18 protein-coding genes are annotated in these 20197 nt (G+C 58.9%); 10 read left to right on the top strand and 8 right to left on the bottom strand.

The genetic code is table 11. From position 1 onward, the window contains the following. Positions 1-76: 76 nt before the first annotated feature. Positions 77-577, top strand: a complete 501-nt coding sequence (locus AN476_RS11160; RefSeq protein WP_054461664.1) for a hypothetical protein — start codon at positions 77-79, stop codon at positions 575-577. Between the two features lie 4 nt (positions 578-581). Here AN476_RS11160 and AN476_RS11155 read toward each other — a convergent pair whose 3' ends face one another. Next, positions 582-1028: a DUF4174 domain-containing protein gene (locus AN476_RS11155; RefSeq protein ID WP_054461663.1), complete on the bottom strand. Its 447-nt coding sequence runs from the start codon at positions 1026-1028 to the stop codon at positions 582-584. A 180-nt stretch (positions 1029-1208) separates the two neighbouring features. Here AN476_RS11155 and AN476_RS11150 point away from each other — a divergent pair, with 180 nt between their 5' ends. Beyond that, complete coding sequence (locus AN476_RS11150; RefSeq protein WP_054461662.1) at positions 1209-2144, top strand: hypothetical protein; 936 nt, start codon at positions 1209-1211, stop codon at positions 2142-2144. Next, a complete protein-coding gene (gene scpA / locus AN476_RS11145) occupies positions 2107-4236 on the top strand; it encodes a methylmalonyl-CoA mutase (protein WP_054461661.1) in 2130 nt (709 codons plus the stop codon). Before AN476_RS11150 ends, scpA begins: the two co-directional genes overlap by 38 nt. An 86-nt stretch (positions 4237-4322) precedes the next feature. On the opposite strand, the gene AN476_RS11140 is transcribed toward scpA, so the two are convergent. After that, positions 4323-4802 carry a hypothetical protein gene (locus AN476_RS11140; protein ID WP_054461660.1) on the bottom strand — a complete coding sequence of 160 codons (480 nt, stop codon included), beginning with the start codon at positions 4800-4802 and terminating at the stop codon, positions 4323-4325. Positions 4803-5074: 272 nt separating this feature from the next. Between AN476_RS11140 and AN476_RS11135 the strand changes: the two genes are divergently transcribed. From AN476_RS11135 to AN476_RS11120, 4 genes are all read left to right on the top strand, one after another. After that, positions 5075-5677 (top strand): VOC family protein, encoded by a 603-nt coding sequence (locus AN476_RS11135; protein WP_054461659.1) that lies wholly within the window; start codon positions 5075-5077, stop codon positions 5675-5677. A 103-nt stretch (positions 5678-5780) separates the two neighbouring features. Next, positions 5781-6479 carry a molecular chaperone DjiA gene (locus AN476_RS11130; protein ID WP_054461658.1) on the top strand — a complete coding sequence of 233 codons (699 nt, stop codon included), beginning with the start codon at positions 5781-5783 and terminating at the stop codon, positions 6477-6479. Further along, the gene (locus AN476_RS11125; protein WP_054461657.1) at positions 6460-7455 is read left to right on the top strand and encodes an endonuclease/exonuclease/phosphatase family protein; all 996 of its coding nucleotides are present in this window, start codon (positions 6460-6462) and stop codon (positions 7453-7455) included. Before AN476_RS11130 ends, AN476_RS11125 begins: the two co-directional genes overlap by 20 nt. A gap of 31 nt (positions 7456-7486) precedes the next feature. Beyond that, on the top strand, positions 7487-7861 hold the full coding sequence (locus AN476_RS11120; RefSeq protein ID WP_054461754.1) for a hypothetical protein: 375 nt from the start codon (positions 7487-7489) through the stop codon (positions 7859-7861). 38 nt (positions 7862-7899) lie between these two features. Here AN476_RS11120 and AN476_RS11115 read toward each other — a convergent pair whose 3' ends face one another. The 5 genes from AN476_RS11115 to AN476_RS11095 form a co-directional block, all read right to left on the bottom strand. Beyond that, positions 7900-9444 carry a Ppx/GppA family phosphatase gene (locus AN476_RS11115; RefSeq protein WP_054461656.1) on the bottom strand — a complete coding sequence of 515 codons (1545 nt, stop codon included), beginning with the start codon at positions 9442-9444 and terminating at the stop codon, positions 7900-7902. Between the two features lie 57 nt (positions 9445-9501). Continuing rightward, entirely contained in the window at positions 9502-10221 is a 720-nt protein-coding gene (locus tag AN476_RS11110; RefSeq protein WP_054461655.1) for a DnaA ATPase domain-containing protein, read from the bottom strand. After that, on the bottom strand, positions 10222-11304 hold the full coding sequence (locus AN476_RS11105) for an AI-2E family transporter (protein ID WP_054461654.1): 1083 nt from the start codon (positions 11302-11304) through the stop codon (positions 10222-10224). Positions 11305-11469: 165 nt separating this feature from the next. Continuing rightward, a complete protein-coding gene (locus AN476_RS11100) occupies positions 11470-12447 on the bottom strand; it encodes an isopenicillin N synthase family oxygenase (protein WP_054461653.1) in 978 nt (325 codons plus the stop codon). Then, on the bottom strand, positions 12447-13811 hold the full coding sequence (locus AN476_RS11095; protein WP_054461652.1) for an FAD-dependent oxidoreductase: 1365 nt from the start codon (positions 13809-13811) through the stop codon (positions 12447-12449). Before AN476_RS11095 ends, AN476_RS11100 begins: the two co-directional genes overlap by 1 nt. A 221-nt stretch (positions 13812-14032) precedes the next feature. Between AN476_RS11095 and AN476_RS11090 the strand changes: the two genes are divergently transcribed. From AN476_RS11090 to AN476_RS11080, 3 genes are all read left to right on the top strand, one after another. Further along, a complete protein-coding gene (locus AN476_RS11090; protein WP_054461651.1) occupies positions 14033-15628 on the top strand; it encodes an ATP-binding protein in 1596 nt (531 codons plus the stop codon). A 297-nt stretch (positions 15629-15925) separates the two neighbouring features. After that, entirely contained in the window at positions 15926-17281 is a 1356-nt protein-coding gene (gene proS, locus AN476_RS11085) for a proline--tRNA ligase (protein ID WP_054461650.1), read from the top strand. Between the two features lie 296 nt (positions 17282-17577). Further along, a complete protein-coding gene (locus AN476_RS11080; protein WP_253279886.1) occupies positions 17578-18537 on the top strand; it encodes an ABC transporter substrate-binding protein in 960 nt (319 codons plus the stop codon). 88 nt (positions 18538-18625) lie between these two features. Here the strand turns inward: AN476_RS11080 and hemN are convergent, their stop codons facing one another. Further along, positions 18626-19981, bottom strand: a complete 1356-nt coding sequence (hemN, locus tag AN476_RS11075) for an oxygen-independent coproporphyrinogen III oxidase (RefSeq protein WP_054461649.1) — start codon at positions 19979-19981, stop codon at positions 18626-18628. Positions 19982-20197: the final 216 nt, after the last annotated feature.

Genomic DNA, 20197 nt, shown 5'->3' with positions numbered 1-20197 from the left:
CGCAGTCATGCCGCGTGCACCAAATCTTCAGATCTCTGTGCGAGACCAACCCCATTGGTTTCGCGCAGGATAGCTCATGTTTCGACTGGCACTCACTTTGATCTCGACCCTGTTTCTCCTGTCCGGCTGTGCGCTGGACAAGGAAGAGGAGCTGCGCGTTCAGCTGTCCGAATGGGTGATGCTGGGCGACACCTATTTCTTCGAAAGCAACGGCACCTGCACCGCGGCGGTGTTTCACACCGAAAACCCGCGGATTTCTTCGCTGCTGCCGCCTGCACGCTCGGTAGACACGGGTCTAAAAATGCTGGCCGAGGGGCAGCCGGTGGTCTTCAAAGTGGGCGACAAATCCCCCAATGCATTGGTCGAGTCGATCATGTCGCGGGATCTGCCGCATGGGATCAGCGTGCTCAACTCTGGTCTGGCCGGGGTCAACTGCATGAGCGAGTTGGTCAAATCCATCTACCACCAGGCCATCATGAACCCGACCTCGCGCATGGCCTTTATTCCCGAAGGCCACGGTGTCATGATTGTGGACGCGCAGGCCAAGGCGGTGATCTACGTGCGCAGCAACGGCTAAGGCGTCAGTCTCCGCGCCGGTCTTCGACCTCTTGCAAGCGGTCCTGGAATTTGTCGATGCTGCGGGACAGTTCGCGCACCGTCCAGGGGTGGGGTTTACGTAGCTTAACCCCGCCGTCCTTGCCCAGTAAAACCAGCATGAAGCCCCGCGGACGCAGTTCTTTGCGCAGTGCCGAGGCTGGTTTGGGCCTGGTGTCGGTCAACACCACGACATCACGTTCCAGCAGCGCGTCGGCCTCGCTGGTCAATCGCGCCATCTGCTCTTTGAATCTGGGATCTTCCGGGCTGTCGGCAAAGACCACGATCGGGCGCTTGTGCCATAGAAAGCTGGCCAGATCCGCCTCTTCTCCCGATTGGAACAGCGCAGAGGCTTCGGGCTCTGCCGCCTGGGTTGGAAGCACAAGGGCAAGCGAAAGAAAACTCGACAAAACAACGGCTAGGGATGGTTTCATGATCACTCCTGTTGGCCTCAATATATGCGCATGGCGCGTAAATGCGATGGGCAATCGCCCGATGCGCCGAAATAAATACACTCCTGTTAATCGCTTTGAGAGGGTCTGTGGGCAATGATCTGGCCGACTCCCTTTTCAGAGGTGCGAAACGTGCCTCCTGTCCAAAGAATTGGAAATGCGATGCAAACCTGTCTTCATCTCGGGGCACACCGCTGTGCCACCACCTCTTTTCAGGAATATCTGCGCCAGAATGCGGCAGAGCTGGAAACCAAAGGGGTCGGATTTTGGGGACCGCGCCGAACCCGCAAGGGGTTGCTGCATGGCGTGCTGCCGACCCCGGCCGTCGGTAATTCCCGTGCTCTGGCAAAACGCGCGCAGGGGCGGATCAGGATGAACCTGACCCAAAGCCGCGAACGGGGCATCAAGCAGCTCATCGTCAGCGACGAAAACCTCATTGGCAGCACCCGTACCAACCTGCGTCTGGGGGCGCTGTACAGCGGTGTGGGCGAACGGATGGCGCGCTACGCCGAGGCCTTTGATGGCCAGGTAACAACCGTGGCGCTGAATATTCGCAGCCTCGAGACCTATTGGACCTCGGCGCTGACCTATGCAGTTGTCCGTGGTCATCGCGTGCCACCGTATCTGCAATTGCAAAACTTGGCAGAGAGTAGCCGCAGCTGGCGCGACGTGATTTCTGACATCGCCTGTGCCATGCCGGGGGTCGAAGTCAAGGTGCTGCCCTTTGAAACCTTCGGCGGGCGCCCTGAAGCGCAGCTGGAACAGCTATGCGACTGCGAGGCGCCGCGAACCCATGCGCGGGTGCGTCTGAACGCCTCCTTGCGGCTGGAAGATTTGCGGGCTCATTTGCTGGAAAACGCAGCCCAGGATCTGCCTGAGGGAGAGGGGCGCTGGCGTCCCTTTGATGAGGCCCAATGCGCCATGCTGCGCGAAAACTATGCTGATGATCTGATGTGGCTGGCTGCCGGTGCCGATGGGCAGGCGCAGCTGGTACAGGATCCAGAACACCCGGCGGCGGGACTGAACCTGCCCCAAACAGAACTGACAAGAGGAAGACCCGATGACAAGCAAGACAGACGATTGGCGGGCTCTGGCTGAAAAAGAGCTCCGTGGCCGCCCGCTCGAGGACCTGACCTGGAACACCCTCGAAGGCATTGATGTCAAGCCACTTTACACTGCGGAAGACACCGCAGAGCTGCCGCATATGGGTACGCTGCCGGGCTTTGGTCCCTTTACCCGTGGGGTCAAAGCCACCATGTATGCGGGCCGTCCCTGGACCATCCGTCAGTATGCCGGTTTCTCCACCGCCGAAGAGAGCAACGCCTTTTACCGTCGCAACCTGGCTGCTGGTCAGCAGGGGGTATCCGTTGCTTTCGATCTCGCTACCCACCGCGGCTATGACAGTGACCACGAGCGTGTGGTTGGCGATGTCGGCAAGGCTGGCGTGGCCATCGACTCTGTAGAGGATATGAAGGTGTTGTTTGACGGCATCCCGCTCGACAAGGTTTCGGTCTCGATGACCATGAATGGCGCGGTGATCCCGATTCTGGCGAATTTCATCGTCGCAGGCGAAGAGCAGGGCCATGACAAGTCCCTGCTGGCAGGGACCATTCAGAACGACATTCTGAAGGAATTCATGGTGCGCAACACCTATGTCTATCCGCCAGAACCCTCAATGAAGATCATCTCGGATATCATTGAATACACATCAAACGAGATGCCCAAGTTCAACTCGATCTCGATTTCCGGCTACCACATGCAGGAAGCTGGCGCGAACCTGGTGCAGGAACTGGCCTATACCATCGCGGATGGGCGCGAATATGTACGCGCAGCACTGGATGCGGGCATGGACGTCGATAAATTCGCCGGCCGTCTCAGCTTCTTCTTTGCCATCGGCACCAATTTCTTCATGGAGATCGCCAAACTGCGCGCCGCGCGCACCCTGTGGCACCGGGTGATGACCGAGTTTGATGCCAAATCCGACCGGTCCAAGATGCTGCGGACCCACTGCCAGACTTCGGGCGTGTCGCTGCAAGAGCAAGACCCCTATAACAACGTGATCCGCACCGCCTATGAGGCGATGTCAGCGGTTTTGGGCGGCACGCAGTCGCTGCATACCAATGCGCTGGACGAGGCCATTGCTTTGCCTACCGATTTCTCCGCCCGGATTGCCCGCAATACTCAGTTGGTGCTGCAGGAAGAAACCGGCGTGACCAAGGTGGTCGATCCTCTGGCGGGCTCCTATTACGTTGAAAGCCTGACAAACGAGCTGATCGACAAGGCCTGGGAGCTGATGGCGGAAGTCGAGGAGATGGGCGGCATGACCAAGGCTGTGGCCTCCGGCATGCCGAAGCTGCGCATTGAGGAAAGCGCGGCCCGTCGCCAGGCGATGATCGACCGTGGCGAAGAAGTGATCGTTGGCGTCAACAAGTACCGCAAGGAAAAAGAAGACCCGATCGATATTCTCGATGTGGACAATGTTGCGGTGCGCGAAAGCCAGATTGCCCGGCTAGAGAAAATGCGCGCAGAGCGCGATGAGGCGGCCTGTCAAGCGGCTTTGGATGAATTGACCAAGCGTGCCAAGGAGGGTGGAAACCTGCTGGAGGCAGCTGTCGAAGCGGCCCGTATGCGGGCGTCTGTTGGAGAGATCAGCATGGCAATGGAAAAGGAATTCGGACGTCACCGCGCCGAAGTGAAAACCCTGGCGGGCGTCTATGGCGCGGCCTATGAAGGCGACGAAGGCTTTGCCGCGATCCAGAAATCGATTGATGACTTTGCCGAGGCCGAGGGGCGTCGTCCGCGTATACTAGTGGTCAAGATGGGCCAGGACGGTCACGATCGTGGCGCCAAGGTGATTGCAACGGCCTTTGCTGATATCGGCTTTGATGTAGACGTGGGCCCGCTGTTCCAGACACCGGCCGAGGCCGCTCAGGACGCCATTGATAATGATGTGCATGTCATCGGCATCTCATCCCAGGCGGCGGGTCACAAGACCCTCGCGCCACAACTGGTCAAAGAGCTGAAGGAGCAGGGGGCCGAGGATATCCTGGTGATTTGCGGCGGGGTGATCCCGCAGCAGGACTATCAGTTCCTCTATGACAATGGCGTCAAGGCGATCTTTGGTCCTGGCACCAATATTCCCGAGGCAGCGCAGGATATCCTGAAACTGATCCGCGAAGCCCGCAGTTAAGCGGCATGCAAGTCAATCAACAAAGGGGGCGCAGAGATTTCTGCGCCCCCTTTTGTTAGGATCACCCAATTTGCGATCTTCCTCGCTCAGGAGTAAAAATCGATCAACGGCTGCGAGCTGTCATAGCCGGCCTCCTCCAGAGTGGCCAAAACTGCCTCTCCCAAAGTGGTTTGCTCTTCCTGGCTCACATCATACTCTTCAACCGCCTGGGCGATGAGTTCGACAATCGCGTCGTCGACGGTGGCGATGCCCTTGCTTTCCTGCGGTGGAGGCGGCGGTGGGGGCGGACCTTCGGGACGCCCCATCAGGCCTTGGCCTGTTTGCTTGGTGAGTTCCGAGGTGTCGAAACCGGCATCTGCTAGAGCGGAGGCAAGATCCGAGTTGGAAATGAGCCTGAGCTCTTTGGCCTCGGCCACAACGGTTTGCGCTGTGCTGTCTTTGAGGTTTCCGGTGCCAACATGTGACAACAATTCGGCAACCTTTGCGGTCTGTTCCTCGTTTAGTTTTGTCGACTGTTTGTACAGGTTCGACGTCAGTCCTTGGGCTATGGCGCCTTGGATCAGCATCAGATCGGCCTCCTGGGGTTGGCTGCAATCGGCGGTTTTTGTTTCGGGAACCGTTAAATTCGAGGGTCGTTAACAACTTCCTAGCGTTTGTCTGGGTGGTTAAAATGCTGCTGATATTGCCCATGAAATCCGCCTGATTTCGCCAGGTTTCGGCCGTCATGGTTTCCCAAAGATGAAGATGGGATTGGCTGAGTGGCTGGGTACAGCTGCTTGGGCTTTTGCCTTGAATGTCGCCAAGTACCCTCTAGGGTGGCCGCAAACGGGAGAAAGCGATGGAACTGGATCATCTGGCTGTGGCGGGAGAGACGCTGGAAGAGGCCTGTGCTCACGTCGAAGAGGCCTTGGGGGTGCCTATGCAGCCGGGGGGGCAGCACGCGGTCTTTGCGACACATAACCGTCTTTTGGCTTTGGCAGATGGGCTTTACCTTGAGGCCATTGCCATTGACCCCGCAGCGGAGCCGCAGCGCCAGCCCCGCTGGTTTGATCTGGACCGCTTTTCCGGTGGGCCGCGGATCAGCAATTGGATTTGCCGGTGTACGGATCTGCCGGGGCATTTGGCCCGGCTGCCCGTTCAGGCAGGCGGGCTGGTGCCGCTGACCCGGGGGGATCTGAAATGGGATATGGCGGTGCCTGCAGATGGCATCCTGCCTTACGACAATCTGTTTCCAGCGTTGATTGAATGGCATTCGCCCCATCCCGCGCCCCGGCTGCTGCAACAGGGCTGCGCGCTGCGTCAATTGGTGATTTCGCACCCGCAGGCAGAGGCGCTGCAGCAGCTGGTGCCAATGAGCGATGCGCGACTGCTTTTCGAACAGGGGCCAGCTGGGTTTGCCGCTGAATTTGACACGCCGCACGGGCGCCGCAGCCTAGGCTAGGTCAAAGGCATGATCGGCAGGGATCTGCCGCTTGCCGCAATCATCTGGGCCCGCTGATCGGCGGGACCATGACACGTGAAGTTTTAACGGCTAGGATTTTGAGATGTCTCTTTGGTCCAGAATATCCGATGCGCTCGCTGCCCTGGGGCAGGGGGAAAGCCTTTCAGATGTCTTTGATCGCCTGCGCGCCCCACCTGAGCGCTCGGTTGCCTTTGCCATTGCGGTGATTGCCCTGGGGGCCAAAATGGCCAAGGCCGACGGGCAGGTGACCCGCGATGAAGTCACCGCCTTTCGCGAGGTGTTTCAGATTGCCCAGAACGATGAGGCCGGCGCGGCGCGGGTCTTTGACATGGCTCGAACAGATATTGCCGGCTATCAGGACTATGCGGCGCGGATCCAACGCATGTTTGCCACAGATTCCACCACGCTTTGCGATTTGATGGAGGGGCTGTTTCATATTGCCATGGCGGATGGGTTTTATCATCCCGGCGAAAACGAGTTTCTGGAAGATGTGAGCCGGATCTTTGGTCAAACCCCAGAGCAGTTTCAGGCGCTAAGGGCGCGGTTTGTCCCGGATGCGCCCAAAGACCCCTATACGGTGCTGGGCGTGTCGCCCGATATGCCACATGAGAAAATTCGCAAACATTGGCGCCAGCTGGTGCGGGACACCCATCCGGATGCCATGATCGGGCGCGGCGTGCCGGAAGAGGCGGTGCGGCTGGCGGAAAAACGCATGATTGATATCAACCGCGCCTGGGATCAGATCAACGGATGTACAAAGCATGCGCCTGGTCACCTATAATATCGAATGGTTCGCGCATCTGTTTGATGATGCGGATAATCTGATGCTCGATGACAAGCCCTCGGGGCGCTATGGCATCGACCGATACACCCAAGGCCAGGCCATTGCTCAAGTGCTGCAGCGGCTGGATGCGGATGCGGTGATGGTGGTCGAGGCGCCAAATACCGGGCGCAAGCAGCGCTGCACCCGAGCCCTGGAACGGTTCGCCGCCGAGGCTGGCCTGCGCACAGATACCGCTGTTTCCGGATTTGCCACGGACACCCATCAGGAGATTGCACTGCTCTATGATCCTGCGGTGATGAACGTCGAAGCGGATCCAAAGTCCAGCCAACGCGCCCCACGGTTTGACGACAGCTTTCAAATTGATCTGGATGTTGACGACCGTATGGACCTCGTGCGCTTTTCCAAACCACCGCTCGAGCTGCATGCAACCACTAAGGGGGGAACCGTGCTGCGTTTGATCGGGGCACATCTGAAATCCAAGGCGCCGCATGGGGCGAAAACGGCCGAGGAAGTGGCTCAGGTCTCCATCGCTAACCGACGTAAGCAACTGGCCCAGGCGATCTGGCTGCATCGGCGGATCAAGGAGCATGTGGAGAGCGGCGACAATATCATTGTCATGGGTGATCTTAACGATGGCCCGGGGCTGGACGAATATGAGCGCCTGTTTGGCAAATCCTCGGTCGAGATCGTCATGGGCACCGAGCTGCGAGACCCTCACGCGCAGAACTTGCTGAAGCCGCGAGAGCCGGTGCTGCCCTCGACTTCCCGCTTTTACAATCCGGAAACCAAACGCTATTTTCGGGCCCTTCTCGACTATATCATGATCTCGCAGGGGCTAGAGGCCCATGCGCCGTCCTGGCGGATCTGGCACCCGTTCGAAGATGCCGAATGCTATGATGACATCCCCCTTAGAGAGGCGTTGCTTGCGGCTTCGGATCATTTTCCTGTCTCGCTGGATCTCCAGCTGACTTAAAATCCTTACGCAGAAAGAGTATATGACCCTCATGAAACATATTTTTGCGCCCGCCCTTGTTGCCTGTACATTGATTGCTGCCCCTCTTGCCGCCCAGGACAGCGAGGAGGGGGGCTCCAGTCTGATGGAGCGCGGGGCCGAGCTGTTTTGGAAGGGGCTGCGCGAAGAGATGGCGCCGTCGTTGCAAGAGCTGGAAGGGCTGATGGAGAAGATCGGTCCCTCAATGCAGAGCTTCCTTGCCGAGATGGGGCCAGCGCTGGCTGATATCGCCGAGAAGGTCGAGGACTGGAGCCGCTATGAGGCGCCTGAGATCCTGCCCAATGGTGATATCATCATCCGCCGAAAACCTGATGCGCCCGAGAGCGAGACTGCGCCAGAAACAGAGGACGGATCAACTGATCTCTGATCGGGGCAGTGATGCCTGGCATGCGGACCTCATCCTGGCTATTTGCGGATTTTTACGCTGACTTCGGCCTCTAGCGCATCGGCGAGGGAGTTCAGCCGCCCCTCGGCCACTTCGCCAAACAGATCTTCAGAGGCGTGGGGCAATTCCAGGCAGAGGTGACGTTTGCGCGGCTGCCATTTCAGCCGCCCGATGTCGCCCTGTTCGCTGACCATCAGCATGGCGCCAAAACGCATGGCCTTGCCCAGGATTTCGGCTTCTTTCTGGCCCTTTTCATCCAAGAGGTCATAGAGATACTCAAAGGCGGTGCCTTGCCGCTTGTTGCGGTAGCGATGCAGCAGGGCAAGGCCCAGGAAAATGCGCTCCGAATGTTTGAGCCCGCCCAGATTGGCGCGGGTTGCGTTGTCAAAACAGACCTCGGCACGGTAGTCAGGATGAGCACGCCAGCTGACGTCATGCAGCAGGCAGGCGGCCTTGATCAGGCGTTTTTTGGTCTCAGGGCCGGATTTGAACAGGGGAATGACAAAATCATAAAGCGTCTTGCCAAAGCCGGGCAGGCGGGCGTCTTTGGCTTCAGCAAAGCGGCAGGATTCGATCAGCGGATCCCGATCACGCAGCCGCTGCGGCATCTGCTCATAGAGCAGGCCTTCGCGAATGCCATAACTGGAGACGGCGATGTCTTTGGGCTTGAAGGTTTTGACCAGGCGCGACAACACATCGATGGCATAGGGCACAAGTGACATCCGGGCACTGGAGATGCCGCAGGCCAGCCTTAGCTCTTCGATATCGGTGGCATCGATGTATTTCAGCGTCTCGCGAACATCTTTGGCGGTCATGCGGTATTCATGCAGAACCCGTAGCGGATAGCCCCGGCGCATCATGTCCACCCGAGCAATGGCCCGCCAGCTGCCGCCGACCAGAAACAGACGGTCCGTCTGTTGCCCCATCTTGGCGCTTAGGTCTTTCATCACCGATGTAATATGTGCCTTGCGTCCGCGGCGCCCGCCTTTGATATCGCGCAGCTTTAAGGGACCAAGCGAGGAGGTCACGCGTTTGCCAACTTCGCCCTCGTGGATTTCGGCCAGCTCCATCGAGGAGCCGCCAATATCGCAGACCAGACCATAGGAGCCGGGCCAGCCCAGCAGGACGCCCTGCGCCGACAGCCGTGCTTCTTCGCGCCCATCAATGACCCAGATCTTCAATCCGGTTTCACGCAGGACCTCTGCGCAGAAATCTGCCCCATCAGAAGCGTCGCGCACCGCAGCCGTGGCCACCACCGACAGGCCCGGCAGGCCCATGCCCTCGGCCAGGTGCTGGAACCGGCGCAGGGCTGACAGTGCCCGTTCCCGGCCTTTGGGGTTGAGGGTGCCGGTTTCGGACAGACCCGCGCCCAGGGCGCACATGATCTTTTCGTTGTAGAAATAGGCTGGGCTGCGCGCCGCGCCGTCAAAGATCACCATCCGAACCGAGTTCGACCCGACATCTACAACACCCACCCGCGACAGGGCGCGCGCGCTGGGGTCGTCAAACACGGGGCGACCAAAGGGCCCCCAATCCGGGGCCGGGCTGTCTTTGGCTGCGGTCATGGGCGCCTCATGCGTTCGGTGTTTCTGGGGTCACGATGGGTCATGCCTGCGGCTGGGTCAATCGCCAGCAGTTGCGACATTTTTGGTTTCTTCTGGCAGATCAGTTGGGAGATCTTGTGACATTAGTCTGACCGCCAGAGGGCGCGACAGGGTGCGCCCCTCGGATAGGGCCAGATTGTCGAGCTGATCAACGATGCAGGCCGCAGCCGCAAAGGAGCGGTCCATATGCGCCACAAGATAGGGGATCACATCAGGTTTGGGGGTGACCTGCCGGTCGTTAAAAAGTTTTGCCAGCACCACGGCGAGCAGGGCATCATCTGGCGCTTGGAGCTCGGCGTGGGTTGCGGCCTGCACCCGGCTTTGCAGATCCGGCAGTGAAAGCTGCCAGAGATTGGGGGCTGCCCGCCCTGTCAGCATCAGCGCGTGACCATTGGAGAGCACCAGATTGTGCAAATGAAACAGGGCGTTCTGGCCCTCAGCATTGCCCGCGATTGCGGGTACATCTTCGACCACGATAGGGCCCTGTGCCAGGTCTGGAACCATATCCTCTGTAAGGCTGCTGGCCTGGATGATCCGGGCACCGGACTGGCTGGCCCAGACATGGGCCAAATGGGTTTTGCCGGCTCCAGCCGGACCTGTCAGCACCAACTTGCCGCTGGGCCAGTGGAAGGCTGGATCCAGCAGAGCCACTGCCATGGCATTGGAAGGGGCGACAAAGAAATCATCCCGCCCCAGGGCCGTTTTGGCGGGCAGATCAAAGCTAAGTTGCTGGGCCATTTAGTGCTCGTCTTGTTGCTGCGATGCCGGGTGTTCAAACCCCCGGTACAATCGGCTGTCGAGATACTGTTCTACGAGGAAACGCGCAACCACTCCGAGGGCGGCCGCAAGGGGAACCGCAATCAACATGCCGACAAAGCCAAACAGGGCCCCAAAGATCGACAGCGCCAGCAGCAGCCAAACGGGGTGCAATCCGACGGAGTTGCCCACCAGCTTGGGCGTTAGATAGTTGCCCTCGATCATCTGGCCGATGGCAAAGATGGCGCCAACCATGCCGATGGACCACCAGTCGCCCCAGAATTGAAACAGCGCCAGGCCAATGGCCAGAGCGCCGCCGATCAGTGCGCCAAGGTAGGGGATAAAGGTGACCAAGCCGGCGATAAAGCCCACGGCCAGGCCAAAGTTGAGGCCGACAATCATCAAAGAGACCGCATAGTAGCTGCCCAAGATCAGGCAGACGGTTCCCATGCCGCGGATAAACGAGGCCAGAACCGCATCAATCTGTGCCATCAGGCGGCGGATGACCGGCGCATGGTCCCGCGGCAACAGCTCATCTACGCGGGCGATCATCCGATCCCAATCCAGCAGGAAATAGACAGACACCACGGGAACAATAACGAGCAATACCAGAACATTGAGGAGAGAAGCTGCAGATCCCGCAATGCCTTCGATCAGTTCGATCCCTTTGCCCTGAAGGGTGCCGGCGATCGAGGCAATGGTTTGTTGCGCCCGGCTGCCTTCGGTAAAGATCGAGGGGAAATGGGTCTGCGCAAAGGCCCGCAGATCGCGAAAGGCTTTGGGCAGGGTTTCTGTGAGATCTATCAACTGGTTGATCAGGGTTGGAAGCACAATCAACAGCCCCAGCAGGAACACCAGAACAGCAAGCACCACAATCAGCCCGGTTGCGGCGGTGCGGCTTAGCCCCATGGTCTCCAGCCGGTCAGCGATGGGATCAATCAGATAGGCAATGGCGGCCCCCAAGACAAAGGGCAGCAAGACATCCCCCAGCGACCACATCACAACGGAAAAGACCAGGGCTGCTATGCCCCAGTACTTGAACTGCTTTTTTGCCGGAAGGGCCATGACTGCGCTGCCTTTTCTGAGGATCAATCCCTGCGATCTTGGCTCAGTCATCGCCCAAGGTTCCGCGCCATGCAAGAGCTCTGCGACCCCTGTTCGGGATCTCAGCCGTTTTTTGCACAGAAATTCGGGCACTGATCCCGCTTGGCGCTGGGGGGGCGTGGTGGTTTAGCTCGGGTGTAGGGTGCCCAATTCTGGGGTCTCGTCGCGGGCCTCTTCATCTGGCCAATTGGTGCGCCAGATCTCTGCGGACCAATGGCCACAATGCACCGAGGGGCGCTCAAAACCGGGCAGGGCGGGCAGCAGCGGCTGTACCACCACGTCATGGCGGGGCACGGCAAAATAAGGGAAGGAGTAGCGCTCCTTGCCGCTTTTGTTCACCACCCGGTGCGGGGTGGACACCAGGCGCCCACCGGACCAGAGCTCGAGCATATCACCAATGTTGACCACAAAGCCGCCGGGCGGGCAGTTCGGGGTGATCCAGTTGCCATCGCGAGTCTGCACCTCCAGCCCGCCAACCGGATCTGGGGCGATGATGGTCAGCGCATCGGTGTCTTTGTGCGGATGAATGCCAAAGCCCGGCTCGTCCGGGGCCTGCGGTGGGTAGTGCAGCAAAGACATATTGGTCAGCGGCTTGCGAAACGCCTGGCGCAGGCTGTCGGGGGTGAGGCCCAGCCCGCGTTCCAGGGCGGCAAGCAAGAGATCCGCCACGCCGTCCAGCTCTTGCCAGTACCGCAAAATGACCTTTCCTGCCTGGGGGACTTCGACCGGCCAAAGGTTGGGACCATAGAGTGCACAGTCCTGGCGGATCGGATCTTCGCTGGTGACTTCGTGATGCAGTTTGTAGCCTTCGTATTTGTCAGCTGTGCCGGAGCCGTCATTGGGGGTGAAAAAGCCCATCGGGATATAGCCGCGATAATTGTCGCGCGTGATGGCCTGTTGCCATTTGGAGCTTTCCTCAATGGAAAAAATCTCGCGGCAGGTTTGGCGCACTTGATCAACGGTTTGCGGCGCGATTCCGGTGCCGGTGATCGACAGAAAACCGATATCGGTGCAGGCATCCAGAATGGCCGCAATGGTGCTGGCGTGATCGGCATGCTCCGGGTCGCGCAGGGGCGAGAGGTCAATGGTGGGAATGCTCTGCATCAGTGGATCCTCACGCCCTGGCGTTTCAGCTCGCTTTGCACTGCAGAAATGTCGACCGCATCCAACGCGCAGGCAGATTTGATCGAGAGCGCCGCCGCGATGCCTGCGCCCTGTCCGGCGACGGCGCAACAGGCCATGTTGCGGGTGGCGGCATGGGCGACCTTGTCGCCGCCGATCGCACGGCCGGTGACCAGCAGGCCTTCGACGCCCTTGGGCAACATGCAGCGATAGGGGATCTGCATGTAGCGCCCGGTGGTGGGCAGGATCAGGATGCCATAGCCGTCGATGAATTCGGGATAGATGCCGATGCTATCCTCAAAGCGGCCCTGATTGCGGGTCTCATCCTCGGTGATGTTGTGAAAGGCGTCGATCTTGCGGGTGTCGCGGATGCCGATGGTCATGCCAAAATTGCGCAGCCGCGCCGCCTCGCAGCCGGGCGTATAGGCGTTCAGCGCCTTGATCGCCTGCATCGCCTGAGCACGCCCCTCGATTTCACCGCGCGTCATGCTGTCGGGGTCGGTGCCGTCGATGCCGGCCAGATGCACCAGGTTCATGTAGGTCATCTCGCCACTGTCATGCACAGCGCCCCAGGTGCCGCCGATGGTGTTGAGATGTGCCGGGATCACCCCGTCGCGGATCGCCTGGCCAAAGGGTTTGGCCAGAAAGGGCGAATACATCGCGTCTTCCTTGCCAGAGGTTTCAACCTGCCATTCGCCAGTCGACCAGTCCGCATAGGTCTGTGGGTCTGCCTTGATCCCCTCCATGAACTTCTGTTTGTCGACGCCTGCGATGTGGAACATGACGCTGGCGGCCTGCATCTCCTCCACCGGTGTTTTGATCGTTGGGGCCCCCATCATCTGCGCAATATCGGCGTCCCCTGTGGCGTCAATCACCCGTTTGGCCAGAATGGCTTCGCGCCCGGCCTTACTCTCGACGATGATACCAGTGATCCGGTTGCCCTCGCGGATTGGGGCCACAAAAACCCGGTGCAGCATCGGATGGATGCCCGCCTCTTCGACCAATCGGTCTGCCACCAGCTTGAAACCCTCGCTGTCCAGCTCATAGGACAGGGACTGGCTTTCCGGCACCGCAGCACCCATAGCCTTGGCGCGCTCTTCAAACTCCCAGCCGATCCCACCGGCCTCAACGGTTTTCTCGTGGCGATACCAAGCAAAGCCCTCGACACCCACTGTGGTGATATTGCCGCCAAAACAGCCAAAGCGATCCAGCAGCGTCACCGCAACGCCCGCGCGGGCTGCCGCCAGAGCCGCCGCCAGCCCGCCGGGGCCAGAGCCCACAACCAGCACTTCGGTTTCATGGATGACCGGAATGTCGCGGGCGGGTTCCTGAATGGTCTTGGTCATGTCTTTCTCCCCAAAGACGATTTTTGCCCCCTGTACCAGGAGCGTTTCCGCTAACAAGCAGATTCTTGTATGATCATTCAAGTTATTTTGCGACAGGGTTGGCGGTTTTGGACAGGGAAGCGGGAAACGGAACTAGGATTTGTGAAGTGCCAAACAATATGCACAATGGGGAAATGCAAGTTTACCGTTGTTTGGTGGCTCAGGTTTTATGGGAATAGCCAGTGGTTCTAGACGGAACGCACAGCCAGTTTGAGATCTATGAGGCCATAGATGTGGCGATCATAGTGATGGAGGTCGGCAAAGACGGCCTGCCGCGTTACGTGATGACCAATTCCGCTGCGCGGGAGATTTCGGGACTGTCGCGAGAAGCCTATCTTGGCAAAACCCCAAAAGAGCTATTTGGTGGGGTGATTGGAGATCGGGCCTTGGCGCTGCAATTGGGCGTGATCGAAGCCGCAGAAGAAACCTCATATGAAATCACCATCCCCAGAGTGCAGAACACGCGCTACCTGCGGACAACGATGAAGCCTGTTTTTGATGCAGCGGGAACGCTGACCCATCTTGTCGGAACAATTGCGGATATTACCTCGGCGCGTGAGCTGGATATGGCTCTGGAACTTGCCAAGATTGCGCGGGACAAGGCAGAAGAGGCAAACCGTGCCAAGGAGCGGTTTCTAGCCAATATGAGCCACGAGATCAGAACGCCGATGAACGGGATTCTGGGAATGTGTGAACTGATGCTAGAGACCGAGCTGGACGAACAGCAGCAGCAGTTTGCAGCAACCGTTCACAGCTCGGCAGAAGACCTGTTGAAAATCATCAATGACATTTTGGATTTCTCGACCATCCAGGCTGAAAAGATAGATCTGCACCTGGCCCCGTTTTCTTTGCACGGGCTGGTGCAGGGGGTTGGGGATCTCTTATGGGCGAATGCCGCTTTCAAAGGCGTGGAGTTGCACACGCAGATCCCGGAGGATGTGCCGGATAGCTTTGTGGGCGACGCAGGCAAGCTGCGCCAGATATTGCTCAACCTTGTTGGCAATGCGATCAAGTTCACGGAACGGGGGCAGGTGGAGCTGAGCCTGTCGTATCACCCAGATGATCCGGGTTTTCCTATTCGTCTGGCGGTAGCCGATTCCGGAGCGGGTATCGACGAAAGCCGTTTGGAGTCTGTTTTTTCTGCCTTCGTTAAGGTGGACAGCACCGCAACCCGCGAGGTCGAGGGCACGGGGCTGGGGTTGGCGATTACCCAGGCACTGGTTGAGCGCATGGGGGGACAGGTGGAGGTCTCCTCTCAGATTGATGTGGGCTCAACATTCACGGTGCATCTGAACCTGCCCAGGTCAACGGCTTCCGAGGTTGTTCCTCTGCGCAGGGGGGCAAGGTCAGATGGTCAAGCAAAGGCGGCATCACCGGCAAAGCCCGCACCACAACAGGATTATGAGACACTGAAGCGGATGAGGATCCTGGTGGCTGAAGACAATAAAACCAATCAGCTGGTGGTGAAAAAGATGCTGGGATCTACTGGAGCAGCCCTGCATTTTGCCTCCGATGGCCAACAGGCTCTTGAGACCTACAAACAGGGGGGCTGGGATCTGATCCTCATGGATCTGGCGATGCCGGTGCTCGGAGGGTTAGAGGCCACCCGATTGATCCGGGAGTACGAGAAGAAAAGCCAGAACCCGGAATGCAGGATTGTGGCCTTGACCGCCAATGCTCAACCCAGTGATGCCAAGAAATGCTTTGCCGCTGGCATGAACGGTTTTTTGACCAAGCCGTTCCGAAAAGCTGATCTGCTCTCTCAGTTGCGGGCCTGAGTGTGGCGCTGGGCGCGGGGGGCTGGCTGTTGTTTGAAGACATCAGGCGCTTCGCTTTCTTGATCCATTGATCAAAGGACTGTTCCTGAAGCACTGTGCTTGCCACAATCCCTGATCGGGGTTGTCAGGCACTTAGCGGTCTTGGCATATTCTGCCAGTGCCGATGATGCGGCGCGCAGGGCAAATGTCAGCCTTTGTTGGAGAGGGGGTGGGATCTCTCCCCTTGCTCAGCTCTCTTGCAGCCACTAAACCGGGCAGGAATTCGACCTACCCGAACCCTTCAGCCTAGGATCTCCGATGCGCCTGTCCCGTTACTTCCTGCCTGTTCTGAAAGAGAACCCCTCTGAGGCCCAGATCGTCAGCCACCGCTACATGCTGCGCGCCGGCATGATCAAGCAATCCTCCGCTGGGATTTACTCCTGGTTGCCGCTCGGCTTCAAAGTGTTGAAGAAGCTGGAAGGCATCGTGCATGAGGAGCAGCAGCGCGCGGGTCATATGCCTATGCTGATGCCTACCATCCAGTCGGCCGATCTGTGGCGTGAGTCCGGTCGTTATGACGACTATGGCCAGGAGATGCTCCGGGTCGAGGACCGCCACGGCCGCGATATGCTTTTCACCCCTACGGCCGAAGAGCTGATCACCGATATTTTCCGCGCCCATGTCAGCAGCTATAAGGATCTGCCGCTGACCATGTATCAGATCCAGTGGAAATTCCGTGACGAGATCCGCCCGCGCTTTGGCGTGATGCGGGGGCGTGAATTCTACATGAAGGACGGCTATAACTTCGACCTCACCAAAGAGGACGCGCTGCACGCCTATAACCGCCATCTGGTGACCTATCTGCGCACCTACGAGCGCATGGGGTTGCAGGCCATTCCAATGCGGGCCGATGGTGGTCCCATTGGTGGTGACTACACGCATGAGTTCCTGGTGCTGGCCGAGACCGGTGAATCCGAGGTTTTCTATGATAGCGCGGTGACCGATCTCACCTTTGGCGACCGCGAGATCGATTATGACAGCGTCGAACAGTGCCAGGGCGTGCTGGAGGAGTTCACCTCGAAATATGCCCGCACCGATGAGACCCATGATGAGGCATTGTTCAATGAAGTGCCCGAAGTGCGCCGCCGGGTTGCACGCGGCATCGAGGTAGGCCAGATCTTCTATTTTGGCACCAAATATTCCGACGCATTGAACGCAACCGTGCAGGGGCCGGATGGCAAACCAACGCCAGTCCATATGGGCTCGCACGGCATTGGTGTCTCGCGTCTGTTGGGCGCCATCATCGAGGCCAGCCACGACGACAAGGGCATCATCTGGCCCGAGGGCGTCACCCCCTTCCATTGTGGGATCGTCAACCTCAAGCAGGGCGATGACGAGGCCGATGCGGCTTGCAACCAGCTTTATGCTGCGCTGACCGCGCTGGGCCTGGAGCCGCTTTATGATGACCGCAAAGAGCGCGCGGGCGGCAAGTTTGCGACTATGGATCTGATTGGTCTGCCCTGGCGCATCACCGTTGGCCCGCGCGGCTTGAAAAACGGCGTGGTCGAGCTGACCTGCCGCCGCACTGGCGACAGCGAAGAACTGAGCCCGGAAGAAGCGGTCAAAAAAGTGGCCGCAATCTATGCGCCGCATGGAACCACACGCGGTTTCTGATTATTGCCTCTGTCCCAGGGCATTTGTCTCGATGAAGGGGCGGATTGAAAGATCCGTCCCTTTTTTTGACTTTTGCGACAAGTTCGTAAGAAGCACATAAAACTCATCCCAACTTTCCTCTGTAGCCCGGCTCAAGCCCCCTTTGAGTTTGGATTTGATTAACCGCTGACTGCTCATAGTTTTCAGGTAACTCAGCCAGTCAGGGCTAGGAGGGAGGCGTTTCACCGTCGGTTGATGGCGAAGCGGGCTTGGTTTCCTTTCAGTATGGCCCCTGGCAGTAAATGAAGGAAACTACAGTGTTGAAATCGACTTTTCTGACGGCCCTTGGCGCCTCTACTTTTGTTGCCGGTATGGCCGGGGCCGCCGAATTGGGGGATGTGGATACGCCCATCCGCCTCGCGTTGAATGACTGGACAGGGCATCAGGTCAGCACCTATGTGGCCGGGGAAATGTTGAAGGCCGCCGGCTATCAGGTGGAATATGTTGGCGCCACAAACCAGGACGTCTGGGCTGCGATGGCGGCAGGCGAAATTCATGCCAATGTTGAAATCTGGTCCACCAGCCAGACCGAAGAAGTGGCCGAATACATGGCCAGCGGCAGCACCACCGATTTGGGTGATCTGGAGCTCTATGCGCAGGAAGGGCTGGTCTACCCGGCCCATGTTGCTGATCTTTGCCCAGGCCTGCCCAACTGGGAAGCCCTGCGCGACTGTGCCGGGGTCTTTGCGACAGCTGAGACTGGCGACCAGGGCCGTCTGCTGGGCTACCCCGAGGTCTGGAGCAGCCCTGGCGCGGATCGCGTTGAAGGCTTGGGGCTGCCCTTTGCCACTACGCCAGCTGCAGATGAAGCCGCTTTGACGGACGCCCTGCGCGAGGCGGTTGAAAGCAACAGCCCGATCCTGGCCACCTTCTGGCAGCCACATTGGGCGATGATGGAATATGATCTGAAATTTGTGCAACTGCCCGCCGCCGAGCCCGCCTGTTTCACTGATCCCTCCTGGGGGCCCAACCCCAATGCAGTCAATGACTGCGGTTTTGAAAGCGCGCGGGTGATGAAGGCTGGCTGGGGGCAGTTGGCCGAGAAATGGCCAGCGGCTTTTGAAATCCTGTTCACCTACACGCTGCACATCGAAGATCAGCAACCCATGATGGGCTCAATCGACGTCGAGGGCCGCCCTGTGGAGGAAGTGGTCAAGGAATGGATGAGCATGAATGACTTCGTCTGGCAGCCTGTCGTGGATGATGCGACCTCCTAACCTGCTTTTCTTCGCAGGCGACTGACGCAGTGCAAAAGGCCCGGGCGTAGACCCGGGCCTTACCTGTTTTAAGAAGCGGTCTTGTGCCTTAGGAGGCCCGGCTGAACTTGGCATCCGCAGGCATATGGGCATCGAACAGGCTGGCAATGATCCGGGTCAGCGGGCGAGCCTCGCGCGGGATCTCCAACCTGTCGACGCTCAGGCTGACCAATTCGCCAAAACGTGCCATGACTCGGTCCAGATCGGCGTCCAGACCTGCTGTCAGCTCTCCGAATTGCTGGCGCAAGGCGGTTCGGTCCAAAGTGAAATCACACATGATCATCTCGATGGCGCGGGCGCGCATCAGATCTTCATCGGTCATCTCGTGGCCGCGGGAGCCCGCCAGTTGCCCGGACTCGATCTGTTTGACATAGGCAGGAGTGGCGGCGGCGTTTTGAACATAGCCACCAGGAAAGCGCGAGATCGACGAGGCGCCAATGCCGATCAGGGCAGGGTAGGTGTCATCGGTATAGCCCTGGAAATTGCGCCGTAGATGGCCGGTGCGGGCGGCCTGCGACAGGCGATCCTGAGGCAGGGCAAAATGGTCGATGCCAATGGCGTCAAATCCGGCCTCCGCAAAGGCCGTGGCGGATTGTACGGCCAGCGCATAGCGCGCCGGATCATCCGGCAGAGTGGCCTCGTTAATCAGTTGTTGGCGTTTGGCGACCCAGGGCACATGGGCATAGCCAAATAGGGCTATGCGGTCAGGCTTGAGGCTCAGAACCTTCTCCAGAGTATCGGCCATACGCGCCGGGGTCTGATGCGGCAGCCCATAGACCAGATCAGCGTTGAGAGAGGTGATGCCAGCGGCGCGGAGGTCTTCGACACAGGCCAGAGTTGCCTCATAGGGCTGCATGCGGCCGATGGCCTCCTGCACCAGAGGGTCAAAATCCTGAATCCCGATACTGGCCCGGTTCATGCCTTCCGCAGCCAGGGCGGCGATCTTGTCCCGGTCCACCAGCGTTGGATCGATTTCCACAGAAAATTCCCAGTCCGGTGTCTGCGGGAAGACCCGTTTGACCGCGTGGGCCAATCTGTGGATCAGGGCAGGCGGCAGAATCGTTGGCGTGCCGCCGCCCCAATGCAGGCGTCCCATTTGCAGCCCCTGAGGCAAGGTTTTGGCCAGCAGGGCCAGCTCGGCCTCCAGGGTGCCGATATAGCTTTCAACTGGGCTTAGCGATTGGGTGCCCTGGGTGCGGCAGGCGCAGAACCAGCACAGGCGTTCACAAAAGGGGATGTGAATATAGACCGAGACCGGGACCTGCGGGTCCAGATCTGCCAATTGTCGCCCCTGTGAGGCCAGCCCAACAGATGGGCTGAATACCGGGGCTGTCGGGTAAGAAGTGTAGCGGGGCACGCGGCTGTCAAAAAGCCCAAGCGCTGCGAGGCGATCAATCTGTTTCATGACTCCCATTTGTCCCTTATCGCGGGGTATCGCTTTGCGCAGGATCAAATTGGGGGAAATTCTGGAGCTGGTTTTTGGTCTGGTTTTTCCTGAGATAGGCAATTTAAGGCTTTGAAAAATAACGGAGCCTGGCAAGAACAATCCACTGTACTGCCGTGCAGAAAAAAATCCCGCCTTGGCGCATTTTTCCGTTTGACCCGGTCAGCACATCGCCTT

Source organism: Phaeobacter sp. 11ANDIMAR09 (genome assembly GCF_001294455.1).
In the GTDB taxonomy this organism is placed as follows: Bacteria; Pseudomonadota; Alphaproteobacteria; order Rhodobacterales; family Rhodobacteraceae; genus Pseudophaeobacter.
The sequence above is the reverse complement of the archived record's forward strand: the minus strand, read 5'-3'. Positions and strand labels throughout refer to the sequence as shown.